The organism is Magnetococcales bacterium (genome assembly GCA_015231755.1).
Classification (GTDB): Bacteria; Pseudomonadota; Magnetococcia; order Magnetococcales; family Magnetaquicoccaceae; genus Magnetaquiglobus.
The window spans coordinates 75155-99534 of record JADGAZ010000002.1; the positions used below are offsets into that span (position 1 = coordinate 75155).

Consider the following 24380-nt stretch of genomic DNA (forward strand, 5'->3'; position numbering starts at 1 on the left):
CTTCCCCCGGGGCCGGCGCGAGCGTCGGCAAGCAGGCCCCATCAAAGGGTGACCGATTTCGCGCCCTCTTCCGACTGCCCCACCGGATCGGCGGCCAGCAGCATGCGGGAATCGACCCGGGAGGCCCGATTGCGACCCGAGGTCTTGGAGTGGTACAACGCCACGTCGGCGGATTTCAACACATTCCAGAACTGATCCGAATCCCCGGGAAACTCCCCATATCCGATGCTGATGGTCTTATGCAAAATACGCCCGTTGCTGATCCGGAACTCGCAGCCGGCCACGCTGGACAACAGCTTTTCGGCAATCTGCCCGGTCTCTCCCGAATCGATGTCCACCAGCACGATCAAGAACTCCTCGCCGCCGAACCGGATCACCAGATCCGCCGCCCGGACGTGATCCCGCAGCAGTTTGGCCAGGGTTTTCAGAACCGCGTCACCGGCGCCATGGCCATAGGTATCGTTGACCTGCTTGAAATGGTCCATATCGCACATCAACACCCCCAGACTCTTGTGGCGTCGCACGGCCCCGAAGCAGATCCCGTCGATGCACTCCTGCAAAAAGCGACGGTTGTGCAATCCTGTCAACGGATCCCGCAAGGCCGACTCCCGCAGGGTTTGCAGCAAACGTTTGGACTCGATGACCGGCAAAGACTCCTTGAGATACTGGCCCGCCTTGAAGATCCCATCGATCCGGCTTTGCCGTTCGGCATGGGTTTCGACCTTTTCCATGATGAACTGCACCAGTCCCACGGTGCCCCCCCCGATGGACATGGGCAGACAGGCGTGCTCATGGGTCTGATACAGCAGGAAATGACGACAAATGCGGGGAAAATCCATGGATGAGACTTCATGCCCGGTCTTTTTGGCCTTGCACAGCTCACAGTTGACCAGAATCTCCGGATTGCAAGGCAGAAGTTGGTCCTCGGCATCCTCCGGATAGACCACCTTCAGGGTATGGTTCATCACATCCACTTCGTAGATCAGACAGTGGGTCAGATTCAAGGCGCCGTGGAAGGTTTCCCACAAACGGGTATAGACATCTTCCAGGGTGTCATCCTCCTCGATCACCTTCTTGAAGTGGTTCAGCCGGGCGATGGACTCCATCAACCCATTGAACTCGTTCGACAGAACACCAATTTCGTCGATGGAGGTAATGGAGATGCGCTTGTGCAAATCCACATTGCCATTGCCGCTGGCGATCTCCTTGAGGCCCACGATCACCTTGCTCAACCGGTGGGTGATCCCCCGTCCCACCAGCCAGGCCAGCAACAAAGTCAACACCGCGAACACCGTGGCGCCACTGATGGACACCACCCGCAACTCCCGGATTTCCGTCACCACATCATCCATGTAGACGCCGCTGCCGATGACCCAGCCCCAGGGGGAGAATCCTTTGACAAACGACATTTTCGGCAATGGTTCCTTTCCCCCCGGCCTGGGCCAATGGTATTCCACAAACCCCTGGCCCTTGAGGGTCACCACTTCCACGAACTCCTTGAACAGCCGTTTGCCGTGGGGATCGGCGTAATCGGCCAACGATTTTCCTTCCAGTTCCGGGAAATTGGGATGCATCACCATCGCCGGTTGGGTGTCGTTGATCCAGAAGTACTCCTTTTCCCGATAGCGGAGTTGTCTCAAGGTTTCCCGGGCCAATTTTTTGGCCTGCTCTTCTTCCAAGACCCCTTTTTTGTACTCCTGGTGAAAAAAGCTCACCACTCCGTGAACCACCTCCACCACATGCTGAATACCGGCCTTTTTTTCGTCGATGATCCGCGACTGAATGTTGGGAATGAAATAGAAGAAGACAATCGACAGCAACATCAACACGCTGAGACAGGAGATGAACAGAATCTTGGCCAGAATCGACCACTGTGAAAAACGCAAACCATGCATCACGACTCTCCCACGGGTAAACCGGCACCATGCAACGCTCAAGAAGGGCTTCCAGGTTCCTGGATCACCGCCCGGACCTTCTGACGGTCGAAAAAGAAAATCACCAATCCGGGAAAGCTTCCCAGCATGTTCAACATCCGATACACCAGGAAAATGGTGCCATAGGGGGCTCCCGAGGGCACGGTTTCCAGCCAACGACACATCTGATCGAACGCCGCCTCCCCCACGCCAATTCCCCCGGGGGTCAAAGGGAGAAAATTGGCCATCCAGGCCCAGGGGGTGGCGAAGGCGTAGTCCAGGGGCGTCAAGGTGCCCACGCCCATGGCCATGGAGACCAGCACCAGTCCCATCAAAAGCAACCCCTGCAACACCAAGGTAAGCAGAAAAGCCATCAGCAGTTGGGGCAACGCATTCCGATAAAGACGGATGATATCCAACAGCCGCCCGAGCAACTGACCCAGGCGACCCGCGGCCAGCAGGCGGGCAAACCAGGCTTGTTCCGTCAGGAAATGCAGCAGCCGATACAGCACCACCGCCCCCACCGGCACCCCCACCACCGCCCCGAAGACCACACCGGCCATCAGTTGCAACGGTCCGATGCCGGTCACCACAGCGGGGTTGGACACAATCGCCAGCATGGCGATGAACAGCATACCATACAGTCCCACCGCCCGGTCCACGAACAAGGAAAGAAATCCCTCCAGCCGCTGTTCCGGGGCCACCCGGATCACCTGGGCCAACCGGACCGCATCCCCCGCCATGCCGCCACCGGGCAGAACCAGATTGCAATACAACCCCAGAAACGTCACCTTGTGTCCCCAGGACAAAGGCAACGCAATTCTCTGGGAACGCAACAGCACGATCCAACGCAAAGCCCCCAGACTGTAACTGACGGTGCTGAACAAAACCGCCATCACGATGGTCCAGGGAGAAGAGGAGAGCAGCCACAACGCGGCAAAATCCAGTTTGCCCTGATACCACAGCAAAGCGATCAAACTGACGCTCGCCCCCAGTTTGATCACCGGCAGCAACCGCTGCCACAGTGTCTGTTTCATGGGCACATTCCCCGACGGTGATCGTTCACCCCTTGCAAAACGTGACAGAATATCATGCACCACTCTCCCCCTGGAAGCACAATCACCGTCGTCGGATCAGAACCAACCCGGTTCTCGCCCCCACGGCGCGCTTCCCGGGGATTTTGACAACGCAGCTGGTTCATTTCCGTGGCCCTGGTGATAAAATTATGGCATAGTTGTTGATGTGAATGATAAACCTGACCCCATGCCCCATGGATTCAGACGATGTTTCACATTTCGTTCCAGAAATTGCCGATTGATCAGGAGAACCACTGTGAGTGAGTTTTTTGCCGGACTTTCCCTGGCCCCCCGCGACGAGGATGACGACGCTCAAAAACGCGGAAAGGAGGGAAAATCCCATGGTCTCTCTCTGGAATTCCAACCCCTGGACGACACAGACGCCCCGCATCCGGACGCTTCCGCTTCGTCCGCCGCCTCGTGGCGACTCCACGAAGAACCGGCCCCTCTGGCCTTCAATCCGGATGACGAAGCCACCTGTCTGGCTCCACCCGCGATGTTCCAGTTCCACGACGAGCCGGCCACGCCGACGCCACCATCCAGCGACACATTTGACCGCGAATCCATCCGCCCGTCTCCGCCCCCGACCCTGGCGTTCGACGACGAAGCCACCTGTCTGGCTCCGCCCCACTCCCTGGTCTCCGATGACGAGGCCACGGTCATGGCCCCCACCACCCGCTCCACCACCTCCCCCGTCACCGCGTCGGTCACCGCGTCGGTCACCCGGGGAGGCCATACCCGCGCACCTTTGAATTATGGAGATGAAAACACCTCCCTGCCCACCCTGACCCAACTGGACCCGGATGGAGACGGCGCCACCGAGGCCACCCGCGCCCGGGAACCGATCAACTCCGACGCCCTGCCCATCGGTCACATGCTCATGTGGTACCGGATCGAACAGGTGCTGGGTCAGGGGGGCTTCGGATTGACCTATCGGGCCAAGGATACCCGGCTCAACAACTTTGTGGCCATCAAGGAGTATCTGCCCACCCAGTTGGCCAGCCGTGGCACCGATGGGGGCATCCATCCCAAGGGACCGGATCAGGAGGAACCCTTCATCAAAGGTCGGGAACGCTTCCTCAACGAAGCCCGCACCCTGGCCCGCTTCAAACATCCGGCGCTGGTGCGGGTGGCCACCTTCTTTGAAGAGGCCAACTCCGCCTACATGGCCATGGAGTTCGAGGAAGGCGAATCCCTCGGCTCGGTACTCAAGGCGAAAAAAACCCTGGAGGAACCGGAACTCCTCAAGATCGTCATGCCGCTGCTGCAAGGACTTCAGGCGCTGCACGCGGAAAACATCATCCATCGGGACATCAAGCCGGACAACATCTTCATTCGCAAAAAAGATGGCACGCCGGTGCTGCTGGACTTCGGTTCCGCCCGCAAGACCGATGCCGGGGACAACATGACCGCCATGCTCACCCCGAGCTACGCCCCCATGGAGCAGTATTTCGAGGATGCCAGCCGTCAAGGCCCCTGGACCGACATCTACGCCATGGGTGCGGTGATGTACCGGATCATCAGCGGTCGCAAGCCGGTGGGAGCGCCGCAACGCAGCAACGCCATCATGCGCAATCAGCCGGATCCCCTGGTGGCGGCGGTGGAAGTCGGCATCGGACGCTATTCGGAATCCCTGCTCAAGGCCATCGACGTAGCCCTGGCGGTGGTGGAGACGGATCGTCCCAAAACCATCCAGGAGTGGTTGAAGTCGGTGGAAGTCGCCATGCCGGAGGAAGAACTCCACGGCATGGAACGGGTGATGAGCAAACTCCCCAAGGATCCGAAACTCAAGGCCGCGGTCATCGGGGTGATGCTCCTGACCCTCGGCGGTCTGGGCTATGGGGCCTGGAGCCTCATCAGTCAGGCGGCAGGTCCGCCGGTACTCACCCAGGCGGAAATTCAAGCCCAGGCCATGGCCGCCCTCAAGGCCAAAGCCGACCAGGGCGACGTGGCCGCCATGCGGGAGATGGCCGAACGGCATCTGAAAGGGGATGGATTTTCCAAGGATCTCACCGTGGCCCTGAACTGGTACCGTCAGGCGGCCAAACAAGGCGACGCCGTCTCCCGGTTTGAACTGGCCACGGCTTACGCGTCGGGCAACGGCGTGCCCAAAAACGAGGAGAAGGCGGCGGAATACTACGAACAGGCCGCCCAGCAGGGACACCCCAAAGCCCAGGCCCGCCTGGCGGAAGTCCTGGAAAACGGTCACGGCATCAAGGCCGACGCCGCCAAGGCCCTGGAATGGCACGAAAAGGCCGCCAAACAAGGGGATGCCAACTCTCAATACAAAATGGGGGTGGCCCACGAAACCGGCTCCGGCATGCCCAAGAACGATCAGACCGCCCTGACCTTGTACCTGGCGGCGGCAGACAAGGGAGTGGCCGAGGCCCAATTCAAGGCTGGCCTGTTTTTTCTGTCGGGACGGGGCACCCAGGCCGATCCCGCCAAGGCGGCCCAATGGCTGCTCAACGCCGCCCAGAAGGATATCGCGGAAGCCCAGTTCCAGTATGCCCAACTGCTGACCAAAGGCACCGGAGTCGAAAAAAATCCCAAAGAGGCGGCCCGCTGGATTTTCAAGGCGGCCAACCTGGAACACCCGGAAGCGCAACTGCAACTGGCGATCCTGTTTGAACGGGGCGCGGGCATCCGACAGGATGGCATTCAATCCTTCAAGTGGTACCGCAAGGCGGCGGATCAGGGCAACCTCAAGGCGCAATTGATTCTGGCGGAGATGTACCGCTCCGGCAAAGGGGTGGATCAAAACTTCCAGGAAGCCACCCGCATGTTTGAAATGGCCGCCAAACAAGGCAACGCCGAAGCGCAAAACGGTCTGGGCACCCATTACCGCTTTGGTCTGGGCCCCCCCAAGGATGCGGAACAGGCGATCCAGTGGTTCCAAAAAGCCGCGGAACAGGATCACCCGGATGCCCAGTATCACCTGGGCGCCATGTACGAAAACGGCGAAGGGATCAAACAGGATTACGCCAAGGCCATCGAATGGTATCGCAAGTCCGCCACCAAGGGTCATACCGGCGCCTTGAGCAGCATGGGCTGGATGCACGAAGAGGGCAAAGGGGTGGCGGTGAATCTCAACGAGGCGGCCAAATGGTATCAAAAAGCCACCTTGCGGGGAGATGCCCGTTCCCAGAAAAATCTGGCCTGGATGTACGAAGAGGGACGGGGCGTCAAACGCAACACGCCCATGGCTTTTGCCCTCTACACCCTGGCCGCCGCCCAGAAAGACAAGGACGCCAAACGCAACATCACCCTGATCACCCAGGACATGACCCCGGAACAATTGCGCAAAGGAGCCGCACTGGTCAAGCAACTCGACGAAATCGTGCAAAAGTTCAAGGAACTCCGGGAAAAGAAACATCAAACCTCCCCGGTCAGTCAGGCGGCCTCCTCCGGCAATCCGGTCCACAAGACCCCCTGACCCCATCCAATCAAAAAAAGGGCCGGGAAGTCAAATCCCCGGCCCTTTTTCACACATGCTCCCGTTTCCTGCCCCCCATCCGCCCCATCACAGGTCCAGAGGGATCATCCCCTGGCGGGGTATGGGGCACAGCCCCACGGTTCGATTGGGCGACTGTTCGTCAAAACGCACCAGACGAACGCCCCATCGTTTATTGTCCCGCCCCTTTCAGGGCGTTCATCACGTCGGAGTAGTTCTTGAGCATCTGCAACGCTTCCCCCACGTTGCCAGACGAAGCCGACCCGGCGGGAACCTGGGCGGCGACCACTTTCGACTCCTCTTTTTTCTCTTCCTTTTTCTCTTCCTTCTTCTTTTCCACATGAACCGGGTTGAACACCTTGACCCACTGCCGAATGGAACGACCGGCGATCAGGACTTTTTCCGTGGTGATGGTACGGACCTTGGCTCCGGATTCCCCTTTAAGTTCATCTCCTTCCTGATACATCTCCCCGTCGATCACGGCAAAGCGGTCCGGCCCGGAAACATAGGCCATGGAGACCACATGGCTGCCCAGATCCTCTTCGGGACGGTTGGAAATGGCCTGATCCGACGCCACATGCTGACTGGAATAACCCAGCATTTCCATGGCCACGCTCCCGGGAACCTGAGACGGGGGCACCCGCAACTGATCGAGTTCCGGCATCAAGGTGCGGATGTCGGTTCGGGCCTTGTCATCCACCACCGGGACCGGTTTTTTTTCCTTCATGGCCGCGCCGCCGGGGGCCAGCACGATCGGCTTGACCACGGGTTGCAACGCCAGCCACGTGAAATATCCGCCGGTGGCAATCACAGCGGACACAGTCAGGGCCATGGAAATCAAACCCATATGTTTTGCTTTCATGGTAGCCTACTCCCTCTCCAGTTTGAGGGTAAACTGCAACTCGGCGACATCGGTGGAGAAATCGCTCTTGAGTACCCGATAGTTGCGACTGGTCAAGCCGGCGATGAAGGCCTCATGATCCTGGCTGGCCTGGGGGAAGCCTTCCTTGATGCGTCCTTTCAGGGTCATCAGGATTTTGGAGTGATCATCGTACTCCACCTGCACCTGATCGAACTCGATCTTGCCCTTGAGGGATCCGGAAACGTCGTTGAGCACCCCTTGCAAAGAAGGCGCGGCCTTGAGGCGATTCAGGTTGTCGGAAAAGGCGACCATTTGCTGATAGCCGGGATCCAGAAGATCGACCTTCAGGCTGGCCATGGTCTTGACATCGGTCAGTTGATTGGCCTCTTCGGTCAACACGGTGGCCTGACGTTGCAGGGCCAAGGCTCCGAGATACAGACCGGCCACGATCAACAAGGTGATGAAAGTGGCCCAGGGCAACAGACGTTGCGCCTGATAGCGCACCCGATCCAGAGTCGGAGAGGAGGAGTCCGCCACCGACAGATAGGTCAGCACCTCCGGAATGGAGGAGACCACGAAGGCATTGTCCTTCATTTCAAACAGGCGGGGTTTCAGCGGTTTGAACGGAACATTGAAATTTTTGGCCAGTTTGTGTCCCCACTCCGCGGACATCAACCGGGACTGCTCCTTGCCCAGGGAACTGGCCTCTCCTCCCCCGACCCAACCCGTGGCGGTGGAGGAGGCTTCCCGGGTCTGACCAAAGCCGGAAAAACCGGTTTTGCCGGACATGGCGGAGTGGGAAGTCAAGGAAGCATCCTCCTGTTCCACCCCCGCCAGCCAGTTGAAGTGGACGATCAGATCGGGTTTGCCCTGCAAATCAGCGAACAGGGCGCGAATCTCCTGTCCCACGGTTTCGGCCTGATTTTCCTTGGCCTCCGGGGTGTTGCCATAACTGGAGACCCGACTGGAGGCCAAGGCCTGACCGGAACGTCCCACCAACAGATCCACATGCCGATCATGCTCGAACAGCACCACCACGGTCTTGTTTTTGGAAAAGGCCCGCAGGCAGGCGTAAAGCAAGGCATTGACGGAAAAAAGCAGATGGTGATCCGGATCGTCATGGGCCCGGTCTTCGTAGGCGCTGTAAAGTTCGCCTTCCACCACGGTGAAGAAAAGCTCCGTGGAGGTCTTGCCCCGTGCCCGTTTCCAGTGGGTACAGACCCGGGCGTGTTCTTCGCTGTCACCGCTCTCCAAAAGCCGTCTCTGGGTGACGATTTCAGCGTACTTCACCGGCGCCTCAACCGTCATGAAACGGGGGACGGCACCACCGAAATCGCTGAAGATCCACTTGTTCCCCTTGACCGTGGAGATATCATCCAAAAGTTCGGCGGATCTGCGATGCATCCGATGGGTAGCCCCATCCAGCTCTACAATCCATTCATCCAACAAGGATTTTCTCATCGTGTTTCCATCCGGTTAGCCACTTTCCAATCCACCCGGCGCCCTTCTCCACCAGGACGACGACGATTTGACACCCGCCACGGCATCGGTCAACTCCTTGGGAAAACCAGGTAATGACCCGTCAAAGAGAGCAACACCTTTTCCCCGGGAACCGGCGGCGGCGTGGTCGGAGCGCCCGGTCCCATCCCGGCCTTGGTGGTCATCAGGGTCACGATGGACGGGGGCAACGACTCCTTGGCGAACAAAGAGGTGATTTCCAGCTTTTTGGGCTTGAAATAAAATCGGGATGAAGGGCCGGCATTGATCAGCAAGGCGCGCAATTCGCTCACGGTGATCAACTTTTCCTTGATATCCACCTTGTAGGTGGTCCACCCCTGACGCTCATCCAGCCGGTTATCCTCCGCCGACTTGACGAAAGTCCGCACCTCTGTGGAAAATTTTCTGTATTCCTGGATCTTTTCCATCTGACGATCCAGTTCCGCACGGATCCGTTTGGCCTCGTCCAGACGCTCGCTGGCCGCGATATGATCCTGATAGGCATTCCAGAGCAGATGGGCGCTGTAGGGCATGCCCACCAGGATTCCCAGGGCCACCATAAAATAAAGCGACCGTCCCAACAGGGCAATCATCGATTGCAAGACGTTCAATAGCGCGACTCCTCTACAAAAACAGGGTGCTTGGCAATTTCACTATCTTCCGATAAAAATGGAAAAAAAGCAATACCGATGCCATTTCTTCCACACACACTCAAAAAAGCCCTGCATTTTCGCCTTCCACCCCACCCGCCGCCACCCGCATCAGCCCATCGCCCCACCCTGGACACTGGGGTATCCTGGACTTTGCAACGCTTGATTGTTTTTGGCCCTCTCGCCCCTCAAGCCCCCCTTACGCATCCAATTGCGACAGCACACCTCTTGCTTGCAAATGGGAACACTTTTTGCTTGGCGCCATGCACGCCTCTCAAACTACTGCCAGAATACACACAGAGAGAACTAGAACATTTTATAAACATGGATGGATCATTTTTTATGTTGACAAAAAGGAATATTTCAGAAACAATTTACATTTCCTTCTTTAAATTGAATTCGGAAACCAAACCGGAAACCCCATCAGCACCATCAAGGAGTCTTACAAATGAACAGCATCCGCGCCGCCCTCCGGCAACGCAAGGAAGAAGGCTTTTCCCTCGTGGAAATGGCCATCGTCCTGGTGATCATCGGCCTGATCGTCTCCGCCATCGCCGTGGGCAAAACGACCATGAGAAAAGGCGAAGCCACGAAAGCCTATCAGCAATATCTCAACCCCTGGATTCAAAACGCCCTCAACACCTACCAGGGCACGGGTACAGCCGGTTGGGGTACCAACGCCGACCTCAAGGACACCTACAATTTTGGTGCCGGCACCATCGCCAAGACCACCAGCTATCCCACCTATACCGCTGGCATTCTGGAGATGCGCTTCACCCTGACAAGCCTCACCGCCGATGAATCCCAGGAATTGATGGGTGTGTTCAAAAATGCCCTGACCAACTCGGCGACCTCCGTGACGGTTAGCACGACCTCTCTGCAAGTGACCTTCAACGTTCCGGCTGTTTCGCAGACCGCCACCGGCACGTAATCGGCTTGCAGCACACATCAAGCGGATTCCCGATACCCCGGGAATCCGCTTTTTTTATGCCACTCCTCCATGGCCCATCCCATGTCAAAAACACTTCAATCCACCATGACTCAGCCTCTGTTGTGGTGGATTGGACTGTATTGGCTCATTACCCCCAATTACAATCTCATCCCGGATATCCAGCTTTCCGCCTACGACGAACAACGGTTCTTTGAGTTGCTTCTGCTTGCTTGCGGCATGCTTTTGACCCTCGTGCCGCCATTCCGCTCCCAATGGCTTGGGGTTTTGCATGCGATCCCCGGTCGCCTGCAAAGCGTAGTCGCACTTTTTTTCCTGTGTGGTATCCTGTCCGCGTTGCTGGCCCACTCTCCCCAGGCGGCCATCCAGGAGGTATCCCTGCTGATGATGCTGACCATGCTCGCCATCGGCATCGCCGCCCACCTGCGCACCCACGGGGAGCAGGCTGTGGTGCTGGTCGTGGTGTTGATGATGGGGGCTTGCACCTGGATCAGCCTGCTGTTGCTGGATGATTTTTTCTACTTTCTCGAATATATGAAGTTCATGCTCGACCCGACCCGATTCTTTTCCCGTTTTGTCAGCCTGCGCTTTTTCAACCAGTTCCAGACCTGGACCTTTCCCCTACTCGCGCTGCCCTATCTCTTCTGGTCCGCACGTCTGGGACGCTGGAAATGGGCACTCTATCTGCCGAGCGCCTTGTGGTGGGCTTGGTGGATGTTCACCGGTGGCAGAGGCGTATTGATGGCCATGGTGGTGGTTTGTGTCACCCTTGGGGTCATGTTTCGCAAACAGGCTCTGCCCTGGCTGCATTTTCAAGGGCGTGCGCTGCTGGCAGGATTAATAATTTATATCGTCTTATTTGAAACACTAATCCCCGCCAATACCAGCGAAACTCTGCTGCGGTTGCACGATCCCGCCCGACTGAAGCTGTGGTCCGCCGCGTGGCAGATGATGATGGAACACCCCTGGCTGGGCATCGGCCCCCAACATTATGCTTGGTATTATCCCTACCAACTGGCCGCGCATCCCCACAACCTCTCACTGCAAATCCTGGCGGAATGGGGCATTCCCGCCTTTGTGGCCTCTGCGGTGATCACGATTTGGGGCGGGCTGGGATGGTTTCGGTCGGCTGCGGGACAGGTGAAAGAGGAGTCGGTCACCTCACCGGTGCTGCACCACACCCGCATCGCCCTGACCGGTTCATTCGTGGCCGGCATCACCCATGCCCAGGTATGCGGACTGCTGGTGATGCCCATCAGTCAAGTGACGGGGGCCTTGGTCTTGGGCATGATGCTGGGCCTGCATCAACATACGGCCCCCTCGACTCCCCCTCTGGTCTCCGTCTCCTCCCGATCCCAGGCTTGGATCCTGGGCCTGGCGGGCCTGATGCTCGTCTCGGTCTTGAGCTGGAGCCTGTTCCCCAAAATCACCCGCTTGCAGGATGACAAACTCCACTTCACCCAAGCCTATCCCAAACTTCCATACGCGCCGCGATTCTGGAATCAGGGGTTGATTCATCTGCCGGAGGCGGCTCCGCCCCCCCCTAACCCCTCATGACAAAAAATCACTGCCCCCCGCGCACCGGCCAGACATACAAATTACTGACCGTGCTTTGCCCCTGACCGGGAGGAGCCTTGCGATTGGAAGAGACCACACCATCGGTAAAATCCACATACCACGCCTTGGTCGTATCGCTGGCCAAAGGGGTGCTGGTCCAATACTTGTCCGCCTGAAGAGAAACGAAGGGATGTCCAGACTGCACAGGCACGCTGGTATTGCCCAAATCCAACAGGCTTTCCAGTTCCAGACGCGATGGCAAACGCCAGTCGGTGTAACTGCCCGTGTAGGTGTTGCTGGAACAGTTGTTGGTAGAGCGCGTGGTATTGAACGCAACGATTTTGGTCAATGCCGCGGACCATTGCATGGAACCCCAGCAGTTGGCATTCTTCAACCACATCAAACCGGTTAATTTATCCACGACACTGCCATCACTCCGGTCACTAAAACGGGTGGTTGGCCATGCCACGCCTTTTTGCAAATCCCCGTCTTCACCGCTGCGCGCACCATCGTATCCAATCGTCTGACCGGTCTTTGGAACCAGAGCACTGGATGCGCACCCATCGGCACTCACGCCCAAGAGGCCTGACAATCCCATCACAAACAGACCTGCGATTGCAAAATTCTGCCTCATGCGTCATCCCCTTGCTACTGACCACCCCGTACCGGCCAAACATAATACTGCTTCGATTTGGTATCACTGGCAATCGCGGCACTGTCCAGACTCACGGCCCAGGCATTGTTCGCCGGTTGACTGATGGCATAGGAAGTGCTGGTCCAGTACCAATTGTTCTGCACATTTTCCGGCGCGGGCAATCCGCTTGTGGGCACGGGAATGGCGGGTGAGTATCGTCCCATATCCAACAAACTGCTCAACTCCCGACGATTGGGCAGACGCCAATCGTTTAATGTGCCGGTGTATGTGGGAGATGTGGTGCAATTATAGCCCGTGGTGCGACTGTTCAAGGCCGTCACCTTGTCCAGGGCCTGGGTCCAGGTCATATTTCCCCAACAATTCGCATTCTGCAACCAACTCAATCCGGTCAGATTGTCCGTGATCGATCCATCCCCGTTGTCCGAGAAACGGTAAACCTGATACCACAAAATGCCAATGTTGGAGGTTCCGGTCAACTGGGCAGTACTGATATCATCTCCGGCAGCCGTCGCCGTGGCGGTGGCCAGATATTCAGACGAATAGTTCTTGCCCATCGACACCACACCGCTTCTCACCGTCAATTGAAACAGACGATTGACGGTATTCCCCACCCCATCCTTGAGATAGATGCGAATATCGTGCTTGGTTCCCGTGGAACTGCCATCCCCCAGATCAAACTCGGAACTGCCTGTCATGGTCAACGTCGAGGAACTGCCCGATGCAAACGACGCTCCGCACCCGCCACTCCCCACCACCGAGACGGAGGCGGGAGATGCAAAGGAGAGATCACCATTCAAAAGGCCGCTGGCAATCGCACTGCTTTCCACACACCATTGATAACTGGAACCACTGCCACCCTGGGCCGTAAACGTCTGGGTTCCATAGGTCTCAAGCTCGAAACCAACCGGCAACGCATTGGCAACCAGGGTCAAGGTGGTGCTGGATTCCAGATCCTGGCAACCAAAAGACTTCTTCAATTCATCCAATGTCACCCACTCCAGAATATCATCCGTATCATCGGTGATATCGCTCGGAGTGCCATTGTTGCTGTACACGGTATTGGGAAAGGGGGTGGAGACGGCAATGGCGCCGGCGGTTTTGTCGGGTGTGGTGGTGGCGTTGTTGACCTGGCCGTTGCGGCCATTGCTCCAGATCACCAAGGCCACACTGCTCAAACTGTCCACCGAGAGATAACCGGAAGGGGTGGCGCACACCGAGCCTGTGGTGACCAAACGGCTGTCAAAGGCGTATTGAATGGTATTTTGATACCCATCGAGCTGATTGGGAACCACACCACCAAACTCCGTGGCATTCGGCAAGCGGCCATTGGCGGTGGCGTAACCAATCAAGGCGCTCTTGTCGGCACGCAACGCCGAGACCGTTTTTTCCCGCCCGATGGTCTCCATGTTGGGGGCCAGCAAGGTCAACGTGGAGACGCCAATGGCCACGACCATCATGAACAGCGCCATGCCAATCAGGCTGAAACCGGCGGATTTTTCAGTATTCATGACCACTCCGCAACACCCGGGCACGGTTTTTCGGTTCCGAACGACGAGCCCCGGCCCCTGCTACTGGTTGACATACAGACTGAACCGCCTGCTGACCGTATAGGCGTTTGTATCCTTGAGATACACCACCAAATCATAAGGGCCACCCTGATCGGTGGAAACAAAGGCCGAATTGCCCGTCATGGTCAAGGTGCTGCCCACCGAGGCCGGAGCGGTGCAACTGCCAAACGCGGTGGCGGGGGTCACGCCTGCGGTGGCGGTGAACGTCAGCTTGCCGGATCGGGTGGTATCCGGGAACTCGACACACCAGTAGTACGGCGCAAGCCCCCCATCCGGTGTAAAGGTCACGGTGCCATAGGTGGAACCGACGATCCCCACCGGCATGGACGAGGCCAGAATCTTCAACGAACTTCCCCCGCACCCGGCAGCGGCTTTCAATTCCGACATGGTGGCCCAACCCACCAGATCGTCGCTGGTGGTGCCTTCCTGATACAAAGGAACCGTATAGGTGGCGGCAGCCGCGATGGCACCTGCGGTCTTGGCGTTGCTGGTGGCGCCGTCGTACCCCATGCTCCAGATCACGAACGCCACGTTGCTGACCGAAAAATTGACGCTACCATCGGACTTCAAGACCTGGACGGTCAGATTGGTGCTGTCCCGGTTGCATACGGCGTTGGCGGAGGTCAGATTGGTATCATACGCGTATTGCAAGGTATTTTTCTGTCCATCCTGCACGCTGTTGACCACACCCGTATTGGAAATGGTGGAAGGCAGGTATTTATGCGCCCCCCCGTAACCGACCAGGGCTTCCACGGCATGACGCACGATGGTTTCGTTCTTGTTTTTCAACGCCTGCCGCATGGAGGGGGTGTAGGCGGTGATGCCGCCGGCGATGATCAGGCCGATGATGATCATGACGATCGACAGTTCAATCATCGAAAACCCGCCGCTCCGTTTGCGAACCGGGGATATCGTGTCATGGTTCATGGTCATGCGATCCTTGGCGATTGGAGAAGCCATCCGGCCTGGACGATAACCCACCGGAAAAAGGTTTCCGGGTCGAATTTTTGTCCAGGTTTCACGGATGGTTGCAGGATAACACAATCCCTGCCGGGGTGATATTCTTTTTTGTCGCCCGCCCGACTCATCCCACCATGCTGTACAACGGCATGAACATGCCCAAAAGCAGCACCACGAACATGCCGCCTCCCAACACCAAGGCGATGGGCTCAATGCTTTTGCCCAGGGTCTTGACGGTGTCGTCCAGGCGTCGTCCATACTCTTCGGCGGCGAAGTCCAACTGGGTGGACAAGGCGCCGCTGACCTCGCCGATACCGATCATGCGCACCACGAAGGGCGGAAAGATTTTGGCGTCGGCAAAAGAGACCCGCAGTCCCAGACCATTGATCAATCCGGCGCGCACTTCGAGCATCTTTTCCTTGTAGACCTCGTTGCCCAGCGATCCCCCCAGGATGTCGATGCTCTTGATCACATCCACGCCGGCATTGAGCAACAGGCTGAAATATTCGGTGATGAAGGCCAGATTGGAGGCGTTGATGATCCGGCTGATGATCGGCAGCCACAGCATGAATCCATGGACCTTGCGGCGAAAAATATAAACCTTTCTCATCAAAGTTTTGAACGTGACAAAAAACACGAACATCCCCAACCCGATGAATCCCAGATAATCCCGCAGGAAGTCCGCCGCCCCGATGATGCCTCGGGTCAAAGCGGGCAGTTCCTTGCCCGTGGCCTGCAACAAAGGCAGCATCATCGGCACCACGAAATACAGCCAGAACGCCATGGCGCCGATAATGGCGGTGAACATGAACGCCGGATACATCAAGGCACTTTTGGTTTCCCGGAAGATCTTATCCACCTTGATCATGTGCAAGGAGGCATCCTTGATGGTGCGATCCAGCGAGCCGGTCTCTTCGCCGATGCGCATCAGAAACAGGGTGGTATCCGGAAAGAAGCGGCTCCAGCTTTTGGCGGCCTCCGACAGACTGGCTCCGGAGTGGATACGGCTGACCAGATCCTGTCCCAGTTTGGCGAGGGTGGGATTTTCGTTATCCGCCATGGCGTCCTGGATGGCGGCCACCACCGGAATGCCGGACTTGAGCATGATGGCCACGTTGTTGAGGGCTTCGGCCATGGTGGCCACATCGACCTTGGTTTCAAAGAACCGTTCCAGAATGCCGTAGAGGGTGCCCACCACCGGATGCAACGCCCGGGCGAAAATCACCGCGCCCCCTTTGCGCTCCAGATAGGAGGTGGCGGAAATGGGACTGTCGAAGGGCAAATGGATCAATCCGCCACGAATCACGCCTTCCTTGGCGATCAGCTTGTAATAAAAATAGGCCATGCGTGCCCGCTCCCGCTCAATGTCCCAACACCCGAATCACTTCCTTGACCGTGGTCTGGCCAAGTTTCACCTTGCGGGAGGCGCAATGGAAGATGGTCCGGTAGCCATGCTTGATGGCGGACTCTTCCATGGTGTCCACATCCACATCCCGACCGATCATGCCCGCCAGTTCCCGGTTGGAACGCAAAATTTCATAGATCAGCGTCCGCCCCATGTAACCGCTGTGATGGCAATCCTCGCAGCCCCGGCCCCGCCACAGGGTGGTGATTTCCGGATCCCGCAGATAGGCCAGTTCTTCGGCAGACGGATGATACTCCTCCTTGCATCCGGGACAGATCTTGCGCACCAGTCGTTGACTCACCACCCCCACCAGGGAGTCCGCCAGCATGAAGTTGGGAATCCCCAACGAACGCAAACGGGGAATGGCCCCCAAGGCGGTATTGGTATGCAGGGTGGACAGCACCAGATGGCCGGTTTCCGAGGCGGAAACCGCGGTCTGGGCGGTTTCGGTGTCACGGATTTCACCCACCAGGATCACATCCGGGTCGTGACGCAGGAAATAACGAATGGCGCTGGCAAAGGTGTAACCGGCCTTGACGTTGATCTGGGTCTGCCGAATCAGAGGAATACGGTACTCGATGGGGTTTTCGACGGTGAGAATGTTTTTTTCCGTGAGGTTGAGACGACGCACCGCCGCGTACAAGGTGGTGGTCTTGCCGGAACCCGTGGGACCGGTCAACAGCACGATGCCGAAAGGTTCGTTGAAGATTTCGGTCATCAGATCCAAATCCTCGTCGAACACCCCCAACTGACGCATGCCCATGAAGTCACCCTTGGCGGGCAACAGACGCAGCACCAGATTTTCGCCGTAGGGGCAGACCGTGGACGAAACGCGGAAATCGAACTGATTGTTCAAGATCATCTCGGAGAAACTGCCGTCCTGGGGAAGACGCTGCTCGGAGATGTCCATGCCGGCTTTCATCTTGAGGGTGGAGGTGAGGCGTTTGAAGGTCAACGGAAGAGCGAACTGGGCGCGCATCACGCCGTCCACCCGGAAAGCCACGCTGATGGACATGTCCATGGGGCGGATATGGATGTCGGACGCCCGGGCCTTGACCGCCAACTGCAACAGATGATTCACGAACGAATCCAGGGAGCGCACCCCGTCCCGGTCCGCCGCCAGGAGTTGGATCTCCTTTTGGATGAGCCGTTCCACCGGGTTTTCCAGGAAGTAATAATAATACTGGATGGCGTTGATGATCTTGCTTTTTTCGCCTTGGCGCACCCGGGGTCTCAAACCGGTGGCCCGGGCGATGAATTTTTCCAATCCGTCCACGTCGTCGGAGTAGGTGACGACGATCACCTCTTTGGCGTCGTTGAAATAGGGCAAAAACTTGTGGGCCATGCAGGCTTGAATGTTGAACAGGCGCAAACTCTCCGGAGAGGGCCGTTTCTGGTCCACATCCACATACTTGCGTCCGTCCTGATCGGCGATGGTGGTGGCGATGTCGTACTGGGAGATGAAACCCAACCGTTCGAGGATTTCACCCACCCGTTCCCGGGTCACCTTCTGGTCTTGCAGGGCCAGTTCGATGTGGGAGTCAATGATCAGCCCCTTTTCTTTCAGGAGCTCACCGATCTGTTTGGTGACTTTTTCCGCCTCGGCCATCTTTCACGTCTCCCCGAACCTTCCAACCCTTGCCGCTGGTCCCTTATCGCCGCGCCGTTGGCGACAGCCCCATGATTATCCCTTTCCGACCGAATTTCAACTCCATCTCCCGCAAAAGCTGTTCCGCCTGCCCCCGCTCCTCCACGGGCGGAGTGCGCAACGCATACCAGGTATTGCCATCCGGTTTGGAAATGTTGGCAATCACCGTCTCCACTCCCTTGTCGGCAAACCCCTTGCGAAACCGCTCCGCCTCGGCCTCGGTGCGCACGCTGGCCAACTGAATCACCCAGATCCCCCGCCCCGACAATACCCCCCCCTTCTCCCGGGTTCCGGCTGATGCGCCCGCCTTCTCCTTTTCCCGGGCCGGAGGCGTTGCCACGAGCTTGTCCCGGGTCGGGGAGGGATGGCCCTGTTCCTGACTCAACCAAAACAAGGTGGCGATATCCGGATAACCGGTGACCGGCAGATTGCGCTGCTTTTGGAACTGGGTCACGGAACTCATGGTCTTGCGGCCGACGATGCCGTCGGAAGGATCCGAGTAGAAGCCCACCCGGCTCAACTGCTCCTGCAAGGCCCGCACCTCCGGCCCGGAATGATCATAATAAAACGACTTGATGACAATATCCGGCTGCCAGAACAACAGCCGCTTGCCCCCGTGGTTCAACACCGCATGTTTCTGCTCCAGTCCAGGAGGCAACGCCGACAGGGAGACCAGATGCAAGCCCTTTTCCTCTTCCACCCGTCGAGCCACCCCTTCCAGCCATCCGTCAGCCAAACCCCGGGCGAACATCCCCTCGTACTCCCCCAGACCATAGGCCGCCAGAAACCGTTTCAGCTCGGGGGTGACACTGCCCGAATCCCGGGCCTCGCCACGACCACCCGGAGCGGAAAGCTCGGCAATGCGCTCACGGGCGATACGCAGTTCCTGTTTGGCCTTCTCCGCCTCCACCCGCGCCAGATCCACATCCTGGGCCACCCGCTCCCGGGCCTGAACCGCCTCCTCCATGGCCTTGCGGGCCCGGGCCTCCGCCTCTTTGGCCCCGGCTTCCGCCTGCTTGCGGGCCTGACTCAACTCTTCCATGGCCTGGGCGCGTTTTTTGGCCTCTTCCTCGGCCTTGGCCACCAACGCTCCCGCCTTGGCCGCTTCCGCCTCCCGCTCCTCCATCGCCTTGGCGTGGGCGCTCCTGGCCTGGGACAAAGCCTGCTCACGGCTGGACTGATCCAGATTGCGCGCCTGCTCGATGGCCTTGATCCCCCGCTCCGACTCCTCCCGCAGCTTCCGGGCCTCCTCTTCCGCCCGCTTGCGGGCCGCCAAAGCCTCGTTCAACACCCGCTGCGCCTCGACCTTGCCCTTTTCCAGCTCCTGACCGCTCTTCTCCTGCTCGGCTTGCACCCGGGCCAACTCCCGGGCCGACTCCTCCCGCACCCGTTTGGCTTGCGCCTCCGCCTCACGCTGTCCCTCTTCGGCACGCTTCAGCTTGGCCTCCGCCTCGGCCTTGGCCGCCGCCACCGCCTTTTCCGACTCCACACGCAACGCCTCGATGCGCTGCAAAGCCGCCTGGGCCTCCTGACGGGCGGTCTGCGCCTCTTTTTCCGCCTGCTCCCGGGCCCCCTGGGCCACGGTCAAGGCCTTCTTCTCCTCTTCGGAATGAACCGCCCGGGCTTCCGCCTCCTGACGGGCCTTGTCCGCCGCCTCCTGAGCGCTTTTGGCACTGGCTTCCGCCGCCTTACGGGCCTCCGTCGCCGTGACCAACGCCTTGCCACGGGCCTCCGCCTCGGCTTGGGACTCGGCCAACCGGCGATGGGCCTCCGCCGCTTCCGCTTCGGCCTTGCGCTTGGCCTCCGTGGCCTCGGTCAACGCCTTGGCCTGACTCTCGGCACGGCTCCGGGCCTCCGCCAACGCCCCCTCGGCGCGGCCAGCCGCGGCCTCGGCAGCCTCCCGGGCCTCCCGAGCCTCGCTCAACGCCTTCTTGCGCGCCTCGGCTTCCACCTGGGAAACCTCCCGGGCATTGGCCACCTGGGTCAACGCCTTGGCTTCCACCACCTGGGCCTGGGCCACAGCCCCGCGGGCCTTCTCGCTTTCGGCGCGGGCCTTGAGCAGCTCCGACGCCGCCGACTCCCGAGCCGCCCGGGCCTGCTCCAGTTCTGCCGATGCCCGCTCCCGCTCCGACCGGGCGCGGGCCAACTCCGCTTCCACCTTCTCTTGCGCCAGCCGCACCGACTCGCTCTCCACGCCCCGGCCCGCCCCCTGTAACCACTCCCCCCGCCACCCCATGACCGCGATCGCCAAACCCGCCGCCGCCAACACCCCCGGTCCGATCCGCCAGCCCCAACGCTTCCAGTTCACCGCCGGGCGGCTCATGTTCAGCTCACGGGCCACTTCCAGAATCAGACGCCGACTCAACCGCATGGTATTGTAGGCGAACAATCCGTACAAACAGCGATCCATCAAGTTGTTGAGCCGACGGGGATTGCCTCCGGTCAACACGTGCAACAAACGATAGGAGGCATCGGGAATCGTCACCCCCCCGGATGACCCCGCCGAAGTGAGCTTGAAGGCGATATACCGCTTCAACTCCTCCAGGTCATAAGGCCGCATGCGGGCATGCACCACAATCCGGCTCTTGAGCTGCCGCAATTCGTGGGCGTCAAGTTTGGTTTCCAGCTCCGGTTGACCCACCAGAAGAATCTGCACCAGCTTTTCGGCGTGTTCTTCCAGGTTGGAGATCATCCGCACCATCTCCAGACTCTCCATGGTGAGATTCTGGGCATCGTCGATGACAATGGCGCAATTGATCCCGGCGGCGTAACGGTCGATCAAAAACCGATTCAAGGCCGCCATCTGCTCCTGGGGACCGGTTTTGCCTTCCACCACGATGCCGAAGTCCCGGTTGATCTCCTCCAGCAGCGCGGTTCCCTGAATGAAGGTGTTGAAGACCAGAGCGGTCTCCACCCGGGTTTCGTCCAGGGTGCGCAAAACCCGGCGGCTGACCGTGGTTTTCCCCAGTCCCACCTCCCCGGTGATCATCAAAAAGCCCTTGCGGGTATGGATGCAATGCAAAACTTCGGTAATCAGGGTATCGATGCGGGTCGGCAGGAAAAACACATCCGCATCCGGGGCCACCGGGAAAGGATTGCGCTTGAGCCCCAAAAAACGCAGATAGGCCTCGCTCTCCTTGGCCATGGTCACCAGCTTGGCGACATCATCCCAGCTTTCGGGTTGGGGATTGGGTGAGGAGTTGGCCGGCTTGCGGGAAGCGGTCATGGGATGCATCAAGGCAAATGGCGCAGCATTTCCCCAATGCGGGGGTCACCGGGATAGAGTCTCGACAGGCCGTGCAACCGCTCCCGGGATTCCGCCGTTCGCTGGGTGCGCATCTCCACCACCGCCATGTTCAATCCGGCCTCCAGATCGTCCTTGCGACGCTCCAGGACCTGTTTCAGATAGATTTCGGCCCGATCGTAACGACCTTTGGCCACCTCCCAGTAGGCCCGCATGTTGAGCACATAGGGATCCGCCTCCCCACCGGCTTTGACCTTGCCGAGTTTCACGAACAGGTCATGAACCGATTTGGCATCGTCCCGGCCCATGGCCAGTCTCAATTCCGCCACCACCCGGGCCACATCCCGCTCACGGGTTTCCAGCACCTCGGGAGCCACGACAGGCTCGGCCTTGGGGGCAGCCCGACGGGCCTGGGACAAGGCGAGACGCTCTTCTTCCCGGCTCACCACCAGCGGGGCCGGTTCACCGCCGGGGTTGGCGCCCTTGGCGGCGGGCTTGCCGGCATGGCTCTCCGGCCCTTCGGGGGCGGCGGAGTCGGCAAAAATGGCCAGGAATTTCTCTTCGGAGAGCGCTTCCTGTTTGGCATCGGCTTGGGGGTCGGCCGGAGTTTCATTCAGAGGCAGGTTTTCCGTGGCCCCTTCTGGACCAATGCCGGCGAACAACTCCTCGTCGATGGCACTCTTGGCTCCGGCTTTGGCCTCCGGGGCGCTCTTGGCGGCGACAGCCGGACTTTTGGCCTCCACAGCCGTCGGAGGCTTATGCTCCGCAGCGGAAAAAAACGTCCAATACACCCCGCCCCCGATCCCCGCCAGCACCACCACAGGCAGTGCCACCACCGCCGTTCTCACCAGCAGGGAGGCTTCGAGAAACCAGGAAACGAACCGGGCAAAAGGCCCAGAACCAGAATCCGTCTCATCATCGATGATCCCACCCTCGCCATCAAGCCTGGGAATCATGGTGACCGCTTCCGCCCGTTTCCGGTTGCGCAGAGCTTGATAAATCACGCTCACAGGATGGTCACCCGCAGCATGATGACCAGTTCCCGGGTGGTTTCGTTCTCCTGGTCATGGGTGAACAGCCGACCCAGCAATGGCAGTTCCGACAGCACCGGTGCGCCGGTGCGATACTTGGTGGCGGTTTTGTCGATCAGACCTCCCAGCAACACCGTATCCCGATCCTGAAGTTCCAACAACGTACTGATCTCTTTCAGATTCACCTGGGGCAGGGAGACCTCGGAAGCCCCGAATTTCTTGGCATCCAGACTGCCGGACACCAGTGAACTCTGAATCGGATGGATGGAGAGGGTAATCTTGCCATCGGTGGAGATGAAGGGCACCACCCCCATCATCACCCCGTCGAACAGGGTGGCGGTGGTCACCTCGGTGGTGGGGGCGGCCCCGGCCACGGTGGCGGCGGTCACTTTGGTCTGTTGCACGTAGTTGCTGGACTGGCCCACGCTGATCATGGCGGGCTGGCCATGACGGGCGCGAATGGTGGGATTGGACAGGGTGCGCACGTCGCCAAACTGCTTCAACAGATCGATGAAGGCTAGGCCATGGGAACCACCCAAGGTGAGACCCAGACCGGCGGGTTTGGCTCCCTGCAAGCCCAAAGCACTGGTGGTCCCGGAGGTGGACGTGCTGGGAATGCCCACAGCCACATGTCGATTCGCGGAGGCGTTGAAGGGATCATTGCCAACGATGGTACCATCCGCAACCACCACCCCCTGCCCGACACCCAAAGTGGAGATGGTCTGGGTGATGCCACTGGTCAAAGCCAGATTCGAGCGCAGCAAGGCCCAGTTGATGCCGGCCTGATACTGATCGCTCAACTGCACTTCCATCAAGCGGGCCTCGATCAGGATCTGACGGCCTAAAATCTCCTTGTAGCGCTGCACCAGATCGGTGACGGACTTGACCGCCGAGGGTTTGGAACGGATATACAGGGTTCCGGTCTGACGGTTGATCTGATAGGTGCCTTTTTTCTCACCCACCAGATTTTGCAGGGTCTTTTCGATGGGTTCGTAGGGATTGGTGGACTTGGCGCCCCCCGTCATGGCAAAGCCGCCTTTCAACCCGGTACCGGCTGCGGGGGCTCCGCCTCCGCCGGTGGCCCCGCCACCGATGCCCGTCAGGGCCGCGGCGCCCAACACATCCCCACCCGACTCGAAGGTGGAGGTGACATTGGTTTCCAGGAAGTTCAGGGGAATAACCACCTCCTGGAACGGTTCGACCCGCAACAGGTTGTCTTCGATCACGCCATGGAGGTCCGCCAGTCGCAACACCTCCCGCAGCACCGTGGCGGCGGAGACCTTTTGAAAACTGACCGTGATGAGGGGGGCTTCTTCCAGCACAGCCGGATCCAGCAAAAGATTCAGGTTGGCCTGCTTGGCCAGGGCGCGCAACGCCTGACGGGCATCCACCTTGTCCATTTCCAAGGAGACCATGATGTCGGAAAGACGGTCGTATTTGGGCAAAACCGGAGCCGGCATCACCGGAGGGGCAATGTGTTCCATGGCGCGCATTTGATCGTTGCGCGCTCCGAGTCCCTTGGTTTCGCTCACCATCCGGCCATGGAGGTTGCGATCCGGAGATTCGTTGGACAGGTGCTGGGCATCCCGGTTGATTTCCCGGCTGGTGCGTTCCCAGCCTGGAAATTCTTCAGCCTTATCCGCCGCTTTGGCCAAAGGCTTGTCGCCAGGCTTATCCCCTTTTTTGTCCGCATTCCCCTCCCGTCGTCGTTCCAGGGCGGCAGACTCCTCCACCACGGCTTTGTGGGCAGCCGCCATGGATCCCGTGTCTCCCGAACCCGGATTGCCGGAGACCATCTCGCCCGTCTTGCATCCGCCCATCACCAGAGCCAGACACACGATGCCACCGATCATCCATGCTTGCTTCATCATCCGCGACCCTTTATTGGGATCCATGGAACGGATACCCACT

At 59.0% G+C, this 24380-nt stretch carries 16 protein-coding genes; 3 read left to right on the top strand and 13 right to left on the bottom strand.

The window, feature by feature from the left end:
• Positions 1–41 precede the first annotated feature (41 nt).
• Positions 42–1895: a diguanylate cyclase gene (locus tag HQL98_01760; GenBank protein ID MBF0270787.1), complete on the bottom strand. Its 1854-nt coding sequence runs from the start codon at positions 1893–1895 to the stop codon at positions 42–44.
• Between the two features lie 38 nt (positions 1896–1933).
• Entirely contained in the window at positions 1934–2950 is a 1017-nt protein-coding gene (locus tag HQL98_01765; protein MBF0270788.1) for a flippase-like domain-containing protein, read from the bottom strand.
• A gap of 295 nt (positions 2951–3245) precedes the next feature.
• Here HQL98_01765 and HQL98_01770 point away from each other — a divergent pair, with 295 nt between their 5' ends.
• The gene (locus HQL98_01770) at positions 3246–6425 is read left to right on the top strand and encodes an SEL1-like repeat protein (protein ID MBF0270789.1); all 3180 of its coding nucleotides are present in this window, start codon (positions 3246–3248) and stop codon (positions 6423–6425) included.
• Positions 6426–6615: 190 nt separating this feature from the next.
• On the opposite strand, the gene HQL98_01775 is transcribed toward HQL98_01770, so the two are convergent.
• The 3 genes from HQL98_01775 to HQL98_01785 all read right to left on the bottom strand — a co-directional run bounded on the left by HQL98_01775 (position 6616) and on the right by HQL98_01785 (position 9413).
• Positions 6616–7305 carry a hypothetical protein gene (locus HQL98_01775; GenBank protein MBF0270790.1) on the bottom strand — a complete coding sequence of 230 codons (690 nt, stop codon included), beginning with the start codon at positions 7303–7305 and terminating at the stop codon, positions 6616–6618.
• Positions 7306–7311: 6 nt separating this feature from the next.
• Complete coding sequence (locus HQL98_01780; GenBank protein MBF0270791.1) at positions 7312–8766, bottom strand: hypothetical protein; 1455 nt, start codon at positions 8764–8766, stop codon at positions 7312–7314.
• A gap of 89 nt (positions 8767–8855) precedes the next feature.
• Positions 8856–9413, bottom strand: coding sequence for a hypothetical protein (locus tag HQL98_01785; GenBank protein MBF0270792.1), 558 nt, complete (start codon positions 9411–9413; stop codon positions 8856–8858).
• A 487-nt stretch (positions 9414–9900) separates the two neighbouring features.
• Here HQL98_01785 and HQL98_01790 point away from each other — a divergent pair, with 487 nt between their 5' ends.
• Positions 9901–10383, top strand: a complete 483-nt coding sequence (locus tag HQL98_01790) for a type II secretion system protein (protein ID MBF0270793.1) — start codon at positions 9901–9903, stop codon at positions 10381–10383.
• 81 nt (positions 10384–10464) lie between these two features.
• Positions 10465–11958 carry an O-antigen ligase family protein gene (locus HQL98_01795; protein MBF0270794.1) on the top strand — a complete coding sequence of 498 codons (1494 nt, stop codon included), beginning with the start codon at positions 10465–10467 and terminating at the stop codon, positions 11956–11958.
• A gap of 7 nt (positions 11959–11965) precedes the next feature.
• Here the strand turns inward: HQL98_01795 and HQL98_01800 are convergent, their stop codons facing one another.
• The 8 genes from HQL98_01800 to mshL form a co-directional block, all read right to left on the bottom strand.
• Entirely contained in the window at positions 11966–12379 is a 414-nt protein-coding gene (locus tag HQL98_01800) for a DUF1566 domain-containing protein (protein MBF0270795.1), read from the bottom strand.
• A gap of 227 nt (positions 12380–12606) precedes the next feature.
• Positions 12607–13167: a DUF1566 domain-containing protein gene (locus HQL98_01805; protein ID MBF0270796.1), complete on the bottom strand. Its 561-nt coding sequence runs from the start codon at positions 13165–13167 to the stop codon at positions 12607–12609.
• A gap of 1014 nt (positions 13168–14181) precedes the next feature.
• The gene (locus HQL98_01810; GenBank protein MBF0270797.1) at positions 14182–15057 is read right to left on the bottom strand and encodes a hypothetical protein; all 876 of its coding nucleotides are present in this window, start codon (positions 15055–15057) and stop codon (positions 14182–14184) included.
• 208 nt (positions 15058–15265) lie between these two features.
• Positions 15266–16486, bottom strand: a complete 1221-nt coding sequence (locus HQL98_01815) for a type II secretion system F family protein (protein MBF0270798.1) — start codon at positions 16484–16486, stop codon at positions 15266–15268.
• Between the two features lie 16 nt (positions 16487–16502).
• Positions 16503–18155 (bottom strand): type II/IV secretion system protein, encoded by a 1653-nt coding sequence (locus HQL98_01820; GenBank protein MBF0270799.1) that lies wholly within the window; start codon positions 18153–18155, stop codon positions 16503–16505.
• Between the two features lie 43 nt (positions 18156–18198).
• Positions 18199–21420 (bottom strand): AAA family ATPase, encoded by a 3222-nt coding sequence (locus HQL98_01825; GenBank protein ID MBF0270800.1) that lies wholly within the window; start codon positions 21418–21420, stop codon positions 18199–18201.
• Between the two features lie 8 nt (positions 21421–21428).
• The gene (locus HQL98_01830) at positions 21429–22394 is read right to left on the bottom strand and encodes a tetratricopeptide repeat protein (protein MBF0270801.1); all 966 of its coding nucleotides are present in this window, start codon (positions 22392–22394) and stop codon (positions 21429–21431) included.
• Between the two features lie 50 nt (positions 22395–22444).
• Complete coding sequence (mshL, locus tag HQL98_01835) at positions 22445–24340, bottom strand: pilus (MSHA type) biogenesis protein MshL (protein ID MBF0270802.1); 1896 nt, start codon at positions 24338–24340, stop codon at positions 22445–22447.
• Positions 24341–24380 lie beyond the last annotated feature (40 nt).

Bases quoted from the DNA above. Each gene is read 5' to 3' on its own strand.
- HQL98_01780 (MBF0270791.1), bottom strand. From the start codon at position 8,766: ATGAGAAAATCCTTGTTGGATGAATGGATTGTAGAGCTGGATGGGGCT.
- HQL98_01810 (MBF0270797.1), bottom strand. From the start codon at position 15,057: ATGATTGAACTGTCGATCGTCATGATCATCATCGGCCTGATCATCGCC.
- HQL98_01795 (MBF0270794.1), top strand. From the start codon at position 10,465: ATGTCAAAAACACTTCAATCCACCATGACTCAGCCTCTGTTGTGGTGG.
- HQL98_01815 (MBF0270798.1), bottom strand. From the start codon at position 16,486: ATGGCCTATTTTTATTACAAGCTGATCGCCAAGGAAGGCGTGATTCGT.
- HQL98_01790 (MBF0270793.1), top strand. From the start codon at position 9,901: ATGAACAGCATCCGCGCCGCCCTCCGGCAACGCAAGGAAGAAGGCTTT.
- HQL98_01820 (MBF0270799.1), bottom strand. From the start codon at position 18,155: ATGGCCGAGGCGGAAAAAGTCACCAAACAGATCGGTGAGCTCCTGAAA.
- HQL98_01805 (MBF0270796.1), bottom strand. From the start codon at position 13,167: ATGGGCAAGAACTATTCGTCTGAATATCTGGCCACCGCCACGGCGACG.
- HQL98_01775 (MBF0270790.1), bottom strand. From the start codon at position 7,305: ATGAAAGCAAAACATATGGGTTTGATTTCCATGGCCCTGACTGTGTCC.
- mshL (MBF0270802.1), bottom strand. From the start codon at position 24,340: ATGATGAAGCAAGCATGGATGATCGGTGGCATCGTGTGTCTGGCTCTG.
- HQL98_01830 (MBF0270801.1), bottom strand. From the start codon at position 22,394: ATGATTCCCAGGCTTGATGGCGAGGGTGGGATCATCGATGATGAGACG.
- HQL98_01760 (MBF0270787.1), bottom strand. From the start codon at position 1,895: ATGCATGGTTTGCGTTTTTCACAGTGGTCGATTCTGGCCAAGATTCTG.
- HQL98_01825 (MBF0270800.1), bottom strand. From the start codon at position 21,420: ATGACCGCTTCCCGCAAGCCGGCCAACTCCTCACCCAATCCCCAACCC.
- HQL98_01765 (MBF0270788.1), bottom strand. From the start codon at position 2,950: ATGAAACAGACACTGTGGCAGCGGTTGCTGCCGGTGATCAAACTGGGG.